Source organism: Methylocystis borbori, from assembly GCF_036576025.1.
Lineage (GTDB): Bacteria > Pseudomonadota > Alphaproteobacteria > Rhizobiales > Beijerinckiaceae > Methylocystis > Methylocystis borbori.
In genome coordinates this window covers 1-13,887 of record NZ_JAZHYN010000043.1, presented here as the reverse complement: position 1 = coordinate 13,887, position 13,887 = coordinate 1, and the positions used below count along the sequence as shown (strand labels likewise).

Annotated in this window: 9 protein-coding genes; 4 read left to right on the top strand and 5 right to left on the bottom strand. The window is 65.6% G+C overall.

Translation table 11 applies throughout. From position 1 onward, the window contains the following. Positions 1-2: 2 nt before the first annotated feature. Positions 3-650: a sterol desaturase family protein gene (locus tag V3H18_RS13080; protein ID WP_332082513.1), complete on the top strand. Its 648-nt coding sequence runs from the start codon at positions 3-5 to the stop codon at positions 648-650. Between the two features lie 142 nt (positions 651-792). On the opposite strand, the gene ligA is transcribed toward V3H18_RS13080, so the two are convergent. Together ligA and V3H18_RS13070 are read right to left on the bottom strand one after the other, a co-directional pair. Then, on the bottom strand, positions 793-2,913 hold the full coding sequence (gene ligA, locus V3H18_RS13075; RefSeq protein ID WP_332082512.1) for an NAD-dependent DNA ligase LigA: 2,121 nt from the start codon (positions 2,911-2,913) through the stop codon (positions 793-795). A 102-nt stretch (positions 2,914-3,015) separates the two neighbouring features. Continuing rightward, positions 3,016-5,883, bottom strand: coding sequence for an EAL domain-containing protein (locus V3H18_RS13070; RefSeq protein ID WP_332082511.1), 2,868 nt, complete (start codon positions 5,881-5,883; stop codon positions 3,016-3,018). A gap of 330 nt (positions 5,884-6,213) precedes the next feature. On the opposite strand from V3H18_RS13070, the gene ptsP reads away from it, so the two are divergent. The 3 genes from ptsP to V3H18_RS13055 all read left to right on the top strand — a co-directional run bounded on the left by ptsP (position 6,214) and on the right by V3H18_RS13055 (position 9,967). Beyond that, the gene (gene ptsP / locus V3H18_RS13065; RefSeq protein WP_332082510.1) at positions 6,214-8,478 is read left to right on the top strand and encodes a phosphoenolpyruvate--protein phosphotransferase; all 2,265 of its coding nucleotides are present in this window, start codon (positions 6,214-6,216) and stop codon (positions 8,476-8,478) included. Between the two features lie 56 nt (positions 8,479-8,534). Further along, positions 8,535-9,605 carry a peptide chain release factor 1 gene (gene prfA, locus V3H18_RS13060; protein WP_332082509.1) on the top strand — a complete coding sequence of 357 codons (1,071 nt, stop codon included), beginning with the start codon at positions 8,535-8,537 and terminating at the stop codon, positions 9,603-9,605. 98 nt (positions 9,606-9,703) lie between these two features. Further along, positions 9,704-9,967, top strand: coding sequence for a hypothetical protein (locus tag V3H18_RS13055; protein ID WP_332082508.1), 264 nt, complete (start codon positions 9,704-9,706; stop codon positions 9,965-9,967). Between the two features lie 178 nt (positions 9,968-10,145). On the opposite strand, the gene V3H18_RS13050 is transcribed toward V3H18_RS13055, so the two are convergent. The 3 genes from V3H18_RS13050 to V3H18_RS13040 all read right to left on the bottom strand — a co-directional run. Further along, a complete protein-coding gene (locus tag V3H18_RS13050) occupies positions 10,146-10,454 on the bottom strand; it encodes a cellulose-binding protein (RefSeq protein ID WP_332082506.1) in 309 nt (102 codons plus the stop codon). A 141-nt stretch (positions 10,455-10,595) separates the two neighbouring features. Continuing rightward, positions 10,596-12,188 (bottom strand): bifunctional phosphoribosylaminoimidazolecarboxamide formyltransferase/IMP cyclohydrolase, encoded by a 1,593-nt coding sequence (gene purH / locus V3H18_RS13045; protein ID WP_332082505.1) that lies wholly within the window; start codon positions 12,186-12,188, stop codon positions 10,596-10,598. Between the two features lie 31 nt (positions 12,189-12,219). After that, positions 12,220-13,887 (bottom strand): heparinase II/III family protein (locus V3H18_RS13040; protein WP_332082504.1); only part of this gene is annotated, 1,668 nt, incomplete at its 5' end.

The following is a 13,887-nucleotide window of genomic DNA, read 5'->3' as shown; positions in this document are numbered from 1 at the left end:
GCATGACCCAGGAAACGAAAGCCGAAGCGCTCGACGCTTCTCCGCGCCTCTTCGAAAGCGATCTGCTCGACAAGCTCTCGCGCGTGCATCATCTGACGCCGGTGATCGTCTATGCGCCGATCATCCTCGGCCTTATTTTCTATTCGCTGACGCTGAACGACCCCGTGCTCGTCGCGCTCAGCCTTGTCGTCGGCTATCTCGGCTGGACGCTCACCGAATATTTCGGCCACCGCTATCTCTTCCACACCGTCTTTCCGCTGCCTTTCGGTCTTGGGCCACGTTTCCAGTTTCTCATCCACGGCGTGCATCACATCTATCCGAACGACCCGCTGCGGCTCGTGATGCCGCCGTTGCTCTCGGGACCGATCATGCTGATCGCGCTTGCGATCATCCGTCCGCTCTTCGGCCCGAACCTCGCCTGGCCCGTGCTCGCGGGCTTCATGACCGGCTATGTGATCTATGATTGCGTGCATTATTGGACGCATCACGGCCAGCCGAAATCCGACTTCGGCCGCTTAGTGAAGCGCCTGCACATGCTGCATCATTTCCGCGACGCCGAGAAAGGCTTCGGCGTCCACGCCATCTGGTGGGACTATGTGTTCGGCACGGCCTATCGGAAGGACGAGACGCCGGGCGCGCGGGCGGTGTGAGGCGCGACCTTTCAATCGTCATGCCCCGCCTTGTGCCGGGCATCCACGCCGTGACATCGCGATAATCGACAAACAAGCGGGAGCCATGCGCGTGGATGGCCGGGACAAGCCCGGCCATGACGGCTAACGATCAGCCGGCATGTTACCCCTGCCCCGTGCGGATGAACCACTCGTCCTCGGAAATCACTTCGATGCCGAGTTCGGCGGCTTTCTTGAGCTTCGATCCAGCGCCCGGTCCCGCGACCACAAGGTCGGTCTTCTTCGACACGGAGCCCGCGACATGCGCGCCGAAACGCTCGGCCTGCGCCTTGGCTTCGTCGCGCGTTAAACGCTCCAATGCGCCGGTGAAGACCACCGTCTTACCGGCGACGGGCGAGGTCGAAGCGACCGCCGGCATCGGCTCCAGTGAGACATGCTGCAAGAGCGCGTCGAGCTCGCGCTCATTATGCGGCTCGGCGAAGAAATCATAGAGCGCCTCGGCGACGACGGCGCCGACGCCGTCGATCGAATCGATGCGCGCGCGCGCTTCGCTGCCCGGCGCCGCCTCGCGTGCGGTCTCGCGCAACGATGAGAAGTCTCCGAAATGGCGCGCGAGCCTCCGCGCATTGGTCTCGCCGACATGGCGAACGCCGAGCGCATAGATGAAGCGATTGACCGGAACGGCGCGGCGCGCCTCGATCGCCGCGAAGAGATTTCTCACCGATGTTTCGCCATAGCCCTCGCGCTCGATCAGCCTTGGCGACATATGCGCGTCGCGCTCGGCGAGCGTGAAAATGTCGGACGCCGTCTTGATGAGCCCTTCGTCGTAGAAGAATTCGATCTGCTTGTCGCCGAGCCCCTCAATGTCCATGGCGTTGCGCGAGGCGAAATGCTTGAGGCGCTCCACCGCCTGCGCCGGACAGACGAGCGAGCCGGTGCAGCGGCGCACGGCGTCGGCCTCGCCCGTCTTCTCGTCGATCTCGCGCACGGCGGCCGAGCCGCAGCGCGGACAGACATGTGGAAACGCGTAAGGCTTGGCGCCCTCGGGACGCTTCTCCTTCACTACTTCGACGATCTGGGGAATGACGTCGCCGGCGCGCTGCACGACCACCGTATCGCCGACGCGCACGTCCTTGCGCGCGATCTCGTCTTCATTATGGAGCGTCGCGTTCGACACCACGACGCCGCCGACGGTGACGGGCTCCAGCCGCGCGATCGGCGTCAAGGCGCCGGTGCGGCCGACATTGATCTCGATCGCGCGCAAAATCGTCGTCGCGCGCTCGGCCGGAAATTTATGCGCGACCGCCCAGCGCGGCGCGCGCGAGACGAAGCCGAGCCGCTCCTGCAAGGCGATGTCGTCGACCTTATAGACGACGCCGTCTATGTCATAACCGAGCGTCGCGCGCCGCGACTCGATCTCGCGGTAATGGGCGAGCATGTCGTCGACGCTCCCGCAGATTTTGGCGAGCGGATTGACGCGCAGGCCGTAGTCTTTGAATGCGTCCAGCACGCCCATTTGAGTCTTGGCGGGAAGCGCGCTCGCCTCGCCCCAGGCATAGGCGAAAAAATGCAACGGGCGCTGCGCCGTGATCCGCGAATCGAGCTGGCGCAGCGAACCCGCCGCGGCGTTGCGCGGATTGGCGAAGAGCGGCTTGCCCGCCGCCTTCTGCCGTTCGTTGAGCGCGGCGAAATCCTCATGCGTCATATAGACCTCGCCGCGAATTTCGAGGATCTCGGGCACCTCGCCATGCAGCTTTTCCGGTATCTCGCCGATCGTCTTTATATTGGCGGTGACGTCCTCGCCCTCATAGCCGTCGCCGCGCGTCGCCGCCTGAACGAGGCGGCCGCGCTCATAGCGCAGGGAACAGGAGAGGCCGTCGATCTTGGGTTCGGCGGTGAAGAGAAGCGGCGAGTCTTCGTCCCGCTTCAAAAAGCGGCGCACGCGCGCGACGAATTCCTCGACCTCTTCGTTGGAGAACACATTGCCCAGCGAGAGCATCGCGACGGCGTGCTTCACCTTGGCGAATTTCTCGCTTGGGCGCGCGCCGACCTTTTTCGTTAAGGATTCGTCGGTGACAAGTTCGGGAAAAGCCTTTTCCAGCTCCTCGTAGCGGCGGCGCAGCGCGTCATATTCCGCGTCGGAGACGGTCGGCGCGTCTTCCTGATAGTAGCTGCGGTCATGCTCGGCGATCTCCTCGCCAAGCCGCGCATGTTCGGCGCGCGCTTCGAGCGGCGTCATTTCTTCGACGGAAGCGGCATGAGCGGGAGAGGTTTTTTCGATCATGAAGCGATACGACTCGAGGCGTCAGTCGCTTCGCTCGCGGCGATTGTCGAAGGCAAAGCGCGTTTGGAGCCTATCCCTTTTGCCGGATTGAGGGGAGAGGGACTAGGCGGCTTCCGGCGCCGCGCCGACGAGACGCCGCGCGTCCTGCGTGCTGATCGGACGCCCGAAGGCGTAGCCTTGCGCATAGCCGCAGCCGAGCTGATAGAGTTCGATGGCGTCGGATTCCGTCTCGGCGCCTTCGGCGACGACATCCATGCCCAAATCCTGCGCGAGGGCGATGATCGACCGCAGGATGGCCGGGCGCGCGCCCTTGCCCATCTGCTTGACGAAGGAGCGGTCAATTTTGATCGTGTCGAAGGGAAAGCGCTGCAGATAGGCGAGCGAGGAATAGCCCGTTCCGAAATCGTCGAGCAGAAGGCCCGCGCCGAGCTCCTTGATGCGCGCGAGCATCTGCGCGGCATATTCGGGATTCTCCATCACCAGGCTCTCGGCGAGTTCGAGCTTGAGGCTCCCTTTTTGAACGTCGTGGCGCATCAGCACGCTTTTCACGTCGCGCAGAAGATCGTGGCGCAACAATTGCCGCGACGAGACGTTCACCGAGGCGAAGATCGGCGGATCGACGGCGAGCGCGCGCTGCCAGGCGGCGAGTTCGCGCGCCGTGCGCTCCAGCGCCAGGAGGCCGAAGTCGACGATGAGCCCGGTTTGCTCGGCGATCGGAATGAGCTCCGCAGGCTCGAGGCGCCCGAGCCGCGGATGGTCCCAGCGCAGCAGCGCCTCGAAGCCGGCGATGGTGCGATCCTCCAGCCGCACGATCGGCCGGAAGAAGACCTTCACCTCGCCGCGCTCCAGCGCGCGCCGCATATCGGCTTCGATCGTCACGCGGTCCGAGCGCTGCGCGCGCATCGCCGGACGGAACACTTCGATGCGATTGCCGCCGCTGCGCTTGGCGTGGCGCATGGCGATCTCGGCGTCCTCCAGCATGTCATTGGCGCTGGGATGCGTCTGCTGGTCGTAGAGCGCGACGCCGATCGAGGCGAAAAGCGCGATCTCGCGGTCGGAGAAGCGCACCGGCGTCGACAGGGCGCGGCGCACCGAATCGGCGATCGAAATGACATGGTCGGCGTGCGTCTCGGAGACGAGGATGATCGCGAAGACGTCGCCCGAGAGCCGCGCCAGCGTGTCCTGCGGCTGCAAGAGGCGCGTCAGGCGATGCGCGACCGTGAGCAGAATGCTGTCGCCCATGGCGATGCCCACCTGCTCGTTGATCTGCTTGAAGCGGTCAATGTCGATGACGAGCGCCGTCGGCCGCACATCCTTCTCGAGGCGCGCGAGCGTGAGCGCCGCCTCCAGCCGGTCGAAGAACAATTCCCGGCTCGGCAGGCCCGTGAGGTTGTCGTGCACGGCGTCCTGCAGCAGCCGCTCCTGGGCGTTGCGCTCGTCGGTCACGTCGTTCAGCGTGCCGACGACGCGGATGACTTCGCCGTCGGGACCGACCACCGGGCGGGCGCGCAGCCGATAGCAGAGATAATGGCCGTCGGCCGCGCGCAGGCGGAACTCCTGATTGATGCGCCCGCGCCGCTGTTCGAGGATCGTGTCGAGACAGGCGCGGTAGCGGTCCTGTTCGAAGGGATGCAAGAGATCGAGCCAGGAGGCGGCCGCGCCTTCGAGCCCGCCGCGGTCGAGCCCGAGCGCCGCCTCGGCCTCCGGGCTCACGTAAATATGGTCGGAGGGAACGTCCCAGTCGAAGACGACTTCATTGGCGCCCGTCAGCGCCAGCGCCTTGCGCTCCACGTCGCTGATCGCGCCATGCGAGAGTCCGCCTGTCGCGAAGGCGTTTTGCATCACGGTGAAGCCGATGAGCATGACGATGAGCACGAGGCCGCCGACGAGCGCCGGCGAAACGAGGTCGTTCGTCATCCAGCCGGCGACCGCGAAACCCGCCGTCGCCACCCAGACGACGAGCAGGAACCAGGTCGGGATCAGCATGATCGCCCGGTCGAAGCCATGCGCGGCGAGATAAAGGATCAGGACGAAGCCGACGACGGCGATGGTCGCCAGCGAGATGCGGGCGACGCCGGCCGCGACCGGCGCGTCGAACATGGCGAGGCCGACGAGGTCGAGCAGGATCAGGAGCCACAGCGCCGCGACATGCCAGGCGCGGACATGCCAGCGGTTGAGATTGAGATAGGCGAAGAGAAAGACGACCAGCGTCGCCGAAAGCACCGTCTCGGCGCCGGCGCGCCAGATGCGGTCGACGTCGGCCCCCGAGTCGAAAATCTTGTCCCAGAAGCCGAAATCGATGCACACATAGGCGAGGACCGCCCAGGCGAGCGCCGCCGCCGCGGGAAAGATCACCGCGCCCTTGACGACGAAGACGATGGTGAGGAAGAGCGCGAGCAGGCCGGCGATGCCGATGACGATGCCCTTGTAGAGCGTCAGGCTCGTCACCTTGTCCTTATAGGCCTCGGGCTCCCACAGATAGAGCTGCGGCAGATTGGGCGAATGCAGCTCCGCGACATAGGTGACGGTCGTTCCCGGATCGAGCGTGACGCGGAAGACGTCGGCGTCCGGCGCATCCTCCGCCTCCGGGGGAAACCCCTGGCTCGCGGTGATGGCGGAGATGCGGGTCGAGCCGAGATCGGGCCAGATCACGCCCGAGCCTTGCAGCCGGAAATGCGGCGCGACGATCAGGCGCTCGATCTGCTCGTCGGTGTCGTTCGTTAAGGCGAAGACGATCCAATTAGGCTGGCTGCCGGCTTCTTTGGCGCCGACCTCGATGCGGCGCACGATGCCGTCGGAGCCGGGCGCCGTGGAGACCTGGATGCGGTCGCCTTCCGAAGAATGCTTCTCGACTGCGTGCGTGAGGTCGATGGCCCGGGCGCCCTGGGGCACGCGCACCGATTCCATGGCGACGGCATGCGCCGATGCGAAGAACAAAAGGAGAGCGATCAGATATTTGTTCAGACGCACGAATTCTCTTCTCGATGGCGCCGCTCCTGAGAGCGCGTCCCGGGCGCCCGCCGCCTGCCGCGCGCCGGGCGTCCTCCTGGCGGACGCGCGGCGCGCCAAGCCGCGATCGTTCCAGTCGTAGAGGCTTCGGAGGAGCGCCGCAAGCCGTTTCGATAAGCTTTGCTTTTACGGTATGTTCCTTGCGAGACGGCGCTTCCAGGCTGCGCTTGCGGAGCGCCGACGCGGCCAATATACGCTGCTTGAGGGCGTCCCTCGCAATCCTGAGGCGCTCGATGGCTTATTTGCGTTGGCCTCGCCGGCGAAATTTTGACCGAAATGGGAACGGACCTGATGCGTAGCGCTCTCGGCGGCCCTCGCCTGTTGCTGCGCCGACTCCGCGAGATCAGCGCGGAGTCGGTGAGCGCGCAAGCGCGGCTCGACAAGATCGTCGTTCAGATCGCGGCCAATATGGTCGCCGAAGTTTGTTCGGTATATGTGCTGCGCGCCGACGAGCGCCTCGAGCTTTACGCCACCGAAGGCCTCAATCGCGAGGCGGTGCATCAGACCACCATGCATGCGGGCGAGGGCCTCGTCGGTCTGATCGCCAAGAGCGCCGAACCGCTCGCGCTCTCCGAGGCGCAAGAGCACCCCGCCTTCTCCTACAAGCCGGAGACGGGCGAAGAAATCTACCACTCCTTCCTCGGCGTGCCGATCCTGCGCGGCGGCAATACGCTCGGCGTGCTCGTCGTGCAGAACAAGGTGCGCCGCGTCTATTCGGAGGAGGAGATCGAGGCGCTGCAGACGACGGCGATGCTGCTCGCCGAGCTGATCGCCTCGGGCGAATTGCAGGCGATCGAGGATCCGCGCGATCTCGCGCTCTATCGCCCCGCCTCGCTCAGGGGCGCGCCGATGTCCGAAGGCGTCGGGCTCGGCCATGTGCTGCTGCACGAGCCGCGCGTCGTCATCAAGCAGCTTATCGCGGAGGACATGCCCCGCGAATTGGCGCGGCTCGAACAGGCGATCGACGCCATGCGCCAGTCGATCGACGAGCTTGTCGCGCATGGCCACCGGATGGGGGTGGGCGAACACCGCGAAGTGCTCGAGGCGGTGCGCATGGTCGCGCATGATCGCGGCTGGGTGCGCCGGCTGCGGGAAGCGGTGATGAGCGGCCTGACGGCGGAGGCCGCCGTCGAGCGCGTCCAGAACGACGCGCGCGCGCGCATGCAGCGCCAGACCGACCCCTATTTGCGCGACCGTCTGCACGATCTCGACGACATCGCCAACCGCCTGCTGCATCAGCTCACCGGTCAGAGCTACGCCGTCGATCCGCAAAGCGTGCCGGAAAACGCCATCATCGTCGCGCGGACGATGGGGCCGGCGGCGCTGCTCGACTACGACCGCAAAAGGCTGCGCGGAATCGTGCTGGAGGAAGGCGGCCCGACGAGCCATGTCGCTATCGTCGCCCGCGCGCTCGGCGTCGCCACGGTCGGTCTCGTCGCTGGCCTGATCGACATCGTCGAGACCGGCGATTCGATCATCGTCGACGGCACGACCGGCGAGGTGCATGTGCGCCCCCAGCCCGACGTGCAGGCGGCCTACGCCGAAAAGGCGCGGCTGCGCGCCCGCCGCCAGGAGCAATACGCCAAACTGCGCGACGTGCCGGCCGTCACCAAGGACGGAGTCGAAATCGCGCTGCATATGAACGCCGGCCTCGCCATCGACATGCCGCATCTGCATGAAACCGGCGCGCGCTCGATCGGACTCTTCCGCACCGAATTGCAATTCATGCTCGCGCCGCGCTTTCCGCGCATGGACGAGCAATATAGTTTCTACAAGGCGGTGCTCGACGCCGCGCCCGAGAAGCCCGTCACCTTCCGCACGCTCGACATCGGCTCCGACAAAATCCTTCCCTATATGGCGAAGATCGAGGAGGAGAATCCGGCGCTCGGCTGGCGGGCGATCCGCATCGGCCTCGACCGGCCGGGGCTTTTGCGCATGCAATTGCGCGCCATGCTCAAGGCGGGCGCCGATCGCCATCTGCGCGTCATGTTTCCGATGATCGCCAATGTCGCGGAATTCGAGGCCGCGAAGGCGATCGCGCTGCGCGAACTCGACCACATCCGCCGTCACCGCTATCGCTCGCCCGCGCGCATCGAGCTTGGCGCCATGGTCGAGGTGCCTTCGCTCTTGTGGGAGATCGACCTCATCGCGCAGCGCGCCGATTTTCTGTCGGTCGGCTCCAACGATCTCGTGCAATACATGTACGCCGCCGACCGGGACAATACGCGCGTGTCGAAACGTTACGACAATCTCTCGCCGCCGGTGCTGCGCGCGCTGGAGCGCATCGCCGACGCAGGAGCGCGGCACGGCGCGCCGGTGACGCTTTGCGGCGAAATGGGCGGGCGCCCGATCGAGGCCTTGGCGCTGCTCGCCATCGGCTATCGCTCGCTGTCGATGGCGCCCTCCTCCATCGGTCCCGTGAAAAGCATGATTCTCAATCTCAATCTCGACGAGGCGCAGATGTATCTCGCTTCGCTCCTCGCCTCGGACGACGGCGCGCCCTCCGTGCGCGACAAATTGCGCGACTATGCGATCGCGCGGGGCGTGCCCTTGTAGCGACGCCCGCTTCTTTTCAAGCCGTCATTTCCTATTTTTCGTGAAGAAGCCTTCGCATGTTCGCTCAAGACAAGCTCGATCTCATCCTGCGCCGCTATGACGAAATCGGCGAGAAGCTCGCCGTGGGCGCGGACGGCCAGGCCTTCGTCGCCCTCTCGCGCGAGCGCGCCACGCTCGATGAGGTGGTCGAGAAAATCCGCGCCTATCGCGGCGCGCAAAAGGAGGCCGACGACCTCGCAGCGATGCTGTCCGACGCATTGCTCGACGCCGAGATGCGCGCGCTCGCCGAGAGCGAGGTCGAGGCCGCGCGCGAGCGGCTGGAGACGGCCGAGAGCGCGCTGCGCCTCGCCCTGCTCCCCAAGGACGAAGCCGACGAGAAAAGCGTCATTCTCGAAGTGCGCGCCGGCACCGGCGGCGACGAGGCGGCGCTTTTCGCCGGCGATCTCTTTCGCGCCTATCAGAAATACGCCGCGCTCAAGGGCTGGCGCGTCGAGATCGTGTCGGAAAGCGCCGGGGCGCTCGGCGGCTTCAAGGAGATCGTCGCCGAAATCGTCGGGCGCGGCGTCTATGGCCGTCTCAAATTCGAATCGGGCGTGCATCGCGTCCAGCGCGTGCCGGAAACGGAAACGCAGGGCCGCATCCACACCTCCGCCGCGACGGTCGCCGTGCTGCCGCAGGCCGAGGAAGTCGATGTCGCGATCGACGAAAAGGATTTGCAGATCGATACGATGCGCGCGCAAGGCGCCGGCGGCCAGCATGTCAACAAGACCGAATCGGCGATCCGCATCACCCATATTCCGACGGGCATCGTCGTGATGATGCAGGAGGAGCGCTCGCAACATCGCAACAAGGCAAAGGCCCTGAACATTCTACGCTCGCGCCTTTACGACGCCGAGCGCCAGCGGCTCGACAAGGAGCGCTCCGAAGACCGCCGCCAGCAGGTCGGCTCGGGCGATCGCTCCGAGCGCATCCGCACCTATAATTTTCCGCAAGGCCGCGTCACCGACCATCGCATCAATCTGACGCTCTATAAGCTCGACCGCGTGATGGAAGGCGAATTCGACGAGATCATCGACTCGCTGACGACGGACCATCAGCAAAAACTCCTGGCGCAAAGCGAGGCGTGATCGCCCTGTGCGCCGCCGCACGAACATGGCGCGGAAGTCTCTCTAGCTTGCTCTCATTCGCAAAGAGGATTGCGAAAGAAAAGTTGAGGAGAGCGTCAATGACCACATCGAAGAAAATCATCACCGCGACTCTCGCCGCCGCCGTTCTGGCGGGGACCGTCGCGAGCGCCACGCCGGCCCTGGCCTGGAGCAAATGGCATCATGGCTATGGCTGGGCGCCTTACGCCGCCGTTGGCGGCGCGCTCGCGCTCGGCGCTTTGGCGGCCACCGCCGCGAGCGGCCCGGACTGCTATTACGAGCGCCGTCCGATCTTCAATCGCTGGGGCGATGTTGTCGGCTATCGCAGCGTTCCGGTTTGCTGAAGCTTTTGCGTCGAAGCGGACGAAGGTTCGGCGTAGAAAATGCGTCTATTCAAGAAAGCAGAGAGCGCGCGTTCATGAACTTTCGATTCATGAACGCGCGCTCTCTATTGGCGGCGCCTGTCTTGCTGCAAGAAGGGTTGGCGGCCGCCGGCCCTGTCTTTTCTCTTTTTAAAGCCGCTCAGCGGCCGTCGAAGATTTCGCCATATTCGGTAAAGCGCAGCGGATCCTGCTGGGCGAAATCCGTCTGCTCCCAGAAGTAATTATCGTTGCCGTAACGGTTCGGCTGCAGATTGCCCTGCGCGGCCGACTCGGCCCCGTCGTCGAGCCAGTCCTTGCTGGTCGTCAGATCGTGCGGCAGCGGAATCGCAAATTCCTCATTGGCTTTCGTCGTCACCTGAGCGGACGGCCCCGCCGCCTTGCTCGATTTCGCGAGCGCCTCTCCAGAAGCAAGCGCGCACAGCAGGGCGAGGCCCACAGACAGTTTCAAAGCGTTACGCATCCTTCGACTCCCCAATTCGCCAAGGACCCCAGTTTAACAGGCCTTGCGGCGGCGAGGCTAGCGCAGTTTCGATTATCGGCGCCGCGGGTTTGACGCATGGTTAGCGCGCTTCGCGAAAAGGGCCGCTCTTTAGTGCCGGAAATGCCTGACGCCGGTGAAGACCATGGCGAGCCCCTTTTCGTCGGCGGCGGCGATAACGTCCTTGTCATTGACCGAGCCGCCCGGCTGAATGACCGCCGTCGCGCCGGCTTGCGCCGCCGCGAGCAGCCCGTCGGCGAAAGGAAAGAAGGCGTCCGAGGCGACGACCGCGCCTTTCGCGAGGCTTTCGGACAGGCCCGCCGCCTGTGCGGCCTCAAGCGCCTTATGCGCGGCGATGCGCGAGGAATCGACGCGCGACATCTGTCCCGCGCCAACGCCCACGGTCGCGCCGTCCTTCGCATAGACGATGGCGTTCGACTTCACATGTTTCGCGACGCGATAGGCGAATTTCAGATCGGCGAGCTCCTGCGCGGATGGCGCGCGCTTCGTCACGGTCTGCAAATTCATGTCGTCGACGACGGCGTTGTCGCGCGACTGCGCGAGAAAGCCGCCCGAAACGCTGCGATAGTTTACGCCCCTGGCGCGCGGATCGGGCAAGCCGCCCGTCAGCAGCAAGCGGAGGTTTTTCTTCCCCGCAACGATCGAGATCGCTGCTTCGTCGGCGTCCGGCGCGATGATGACTTCGGTGAAAATCTTCACGATCTCCTGCGCCGCTTGCGCATCGAGCCTCCGGTTCAAGGCGACGATGCCGCCGAAAGCCGAAACCGGATCGCAGCGCAAGGCCTTGCGATAGGCTTCTTCGAGAGTGGCGCCTTCCGCCGCGCCGCAAGGATTGGCGTGTTTCACGATGACGACAGCAGCCGTGCGCGCGGGATCGAATTCCGCGACGCATTCGAAGGCGGCGTCGGTGTCGTTGACATTATTGTAGGAGAGCTGCTTGCCCTGAACCTGCCGGGCCGTGGCGACGCCGGGCCGCGCCTCTCCGGTCAGATAAAAACCCGCCGACTGATGCGGGTTTTCGCCATAGCGCATCGGCTCGGCGAGTCGCCCGCCGAAGGCGCGCACCGGCGGCGCAGCTTCGTCCAGCGCCTGCGCGAGCCAGTTGGAGATCGCGGCGTCATAGGCCGCCGTGCGCGCGAAAGCCTTTTGCGCGAGACGCCGGCGCGTCGCAAGCCGCGTCGCGCCCTGCGTCTCCGCAAGCTCCTCGATCAGCGCGCCGTAATCTTGCGGATCGACGATGACGGCGACGTCGTCGTGATTCTTGGAGGCGGCCCGGATCATCGCCGGTCCGCCGATGTCGATATTCTCGACGCATTGATCGAAGGGCGCGCCCTTCGCGAGCGTCGCTTCGAAGGGATAGAGATTGACGACGAGAAGATCGATCGGCGCAATGTCATGCGCGAGCATCGCCGCCTCATGTTCGGGATTTTCGCGCACCGCCAGAAGGCCGCCATGCACTTTCGGGTGCAGCGTCTTGAGACGCCCGTCCATCATCTCGGGGAAATGCGTGAGATCGGCGATGTCGCGCGCCGCGAGTCCCGCCTCCGCGAGCGCCTTGCGCGTGCCGCCGGTCGAAACAAGCTCGACGCCGCGATCCGCCAGGGCGCGCGCGAATTCGACAAGGCCGGTTTTGTCCGAGACGGAAAGCAGCGCGCGCGCGACGGGGCGCAGATCGACCGGCATCATATTCTCCTCAAAATTTGCGCCGCGCTTATCACACATCCTCGGCGGGCGGAACCGCCTCGCCCGCGCGGAGGCGCCGGAAGGACCAGGCGATCTCGACGCCGGGCGTCGCCATGCCGCGCAAGGCGATCTGCGCGCATTTGCGCGCGCCGCCGGGCGCCGCGAAGAAAATGCTCTCTTCGATCTCTGGCTCTATCCCTTCGGCCTCGAAGATGACTCTTTCGCCATTGGCGAGGCGCAAATCGACCGCGGCGCCCGCGCCTCGCGTCACGCGCACGCGCGGGTGAATATGAAAGCGCACCGCGAATTCATGCGTTTCGACGCGCTTGCGCGCGCCTTCCGCGGCGGCGAGCCGATCGACGCCCAGAAGCATCGAGCCGTCATCCAGAAGCGTCAGCTCCCGCTGATGGAGAAGGCCGAAATCGCGCGCATAACCGTCATGCGACAGAAAAAGCGTGGTGGCGTCCTCATGCCGAAGCCGCTCGACATTCGTTTCGCTCGGGCCCGAGAGCACGGCGCCGGCGCGCCGGCGCGGCGCATCGATCGGCGCGAAGCGCGCGCTGGAGCGGTCGGCGACGACGAGCGTCGAATGCGCGGCGGTGGAACGCGCGAGTTCGCGGGCGTCGTCATGCGGCGCCGACGGCGCGCCGCAATTGACGACGACGCGCTCGATCCCGAGCGAATATTCGAAAGAGAGGCAACCGGCGTGGGCGCTTTGCGAGAATTCCGGCGGCGGCGGCGGCCCGGCGTCGACGATGACGAGCGCGTCGCGCGCCTCGATGCGCTGATAGCCGGCGTAAGGCGCGTTGACCGGCGGCGCGCCGCGCGTGTCTTCATAGGCAAGCGCGCTCGCGAGCCGATCCATGGCCGTCGCGCCCATGCCGTTGAACAGCGCCAGCGAGCCGTCGCCATGCTGCATCATGCGCAGCATCGGCATCATGCGGTCGATGGCCCGCAACACCGAGGGCGGCGTCTGCAAGCCGCGCGCGGCGATGACCTGGCGCAGCGGCAGAAGGTCGAGCAGCAGATCGATCAGGATTTGCGGGTTGCGGCTGACGTGCCCGCCGTCGCTCAAAATCTGCCGGTCGAGCTCCGCCGTCAGCGCGCGCGTCACATGCGGGGCGATCTTGCGGCCGCTGTCGGCGCAGACGGCGAATTCCGCAAGGGCGATGGCGCAAAAGGCGCGATCGGCGCCAAACGCGCCCTCGCCCGCGAGCGCCCGCCACAAGCGCCGCGCGCCGCGCGCCAGCGCCTGCATGAAGGCGTCGTAGAATTCCGCCTCGGCGCCGTCTAGCAGCGTCGGCGATTGCGATAGGAAGGAGAGGAGTCGCCGCGCGACGACCGCTGGCGCCATCGCCGGATCGTCGGGAGGAAGTTTTGGCAGCGCCAGGAAATCGGCGACGAGCGCCCGCGCGTTGGCCTTGGCCAGCGCATTGTCGGCGGCGCGCAAATGCCGCAGCCAGGAGAAGCCCGTGAGCGAGCGCCGCCAGCCCGGCGAGGGCGGCGTGAGAAGAAAGGGCGAGACGCCCTGCGCCTGCGCCGTCTTGCCCTGAAAGGTGAAATAGCCGGCGTAAATCTGGTCGGCGACGGTCGAATCGGTCGTGCGAATGTCCGGCGGCGCGATCCGCAGCCGCTCCGGCGGCGCGATCGCCATGGATTTCATCAGATGATAGGGCGCGGCGGCCCCGCGCGCGAGCGC

Bases quoted from the DNA above. Each gene is read 5' to 3' on its own strand.
- ptsP (WP_332082510.1), top strand. From the start codon at position 6,214: ATGCGTAGCGCTCTCGGCGGCCCTCGCCTGTTGCTGCGCCGACTCCGC.
- prfA (WP_332082509.1), top strand. From the start codon at position 8,535: ATGTTCGCTCAAGACAAGCTCGATCTCATCCTGCGCCGCTATGACGAA.
- purH (WP_332082505.1), bottom strand. From the start codon at position 12,188: ATGCCGGTCGATCTGCGCCCCGTCGCGCGCGCGCTGCTTTCCGTCTCG.
- V3H18_RS13080 (WP_332082513.1), top strand. From the start codon at position 3: ATGACCCAGGAAACGAAAGCCGAAGCGCTCGACGCTTCTCCGCGCCTC.
- ligA (WP_332082512.1), bottom strand. From the start codon at position 2,913: ATGATCGAAAAAACCTCTCCCGCTCATGCCGCTTCCGTCGAAGAAATG.
- V3H18_RS13055 (WP_332082508.1), top strand. From the start codon at position 9,704: ATGACCACATCGAAGAAAATCATCACCGCGACTCTCGCCGCCGCCGTT.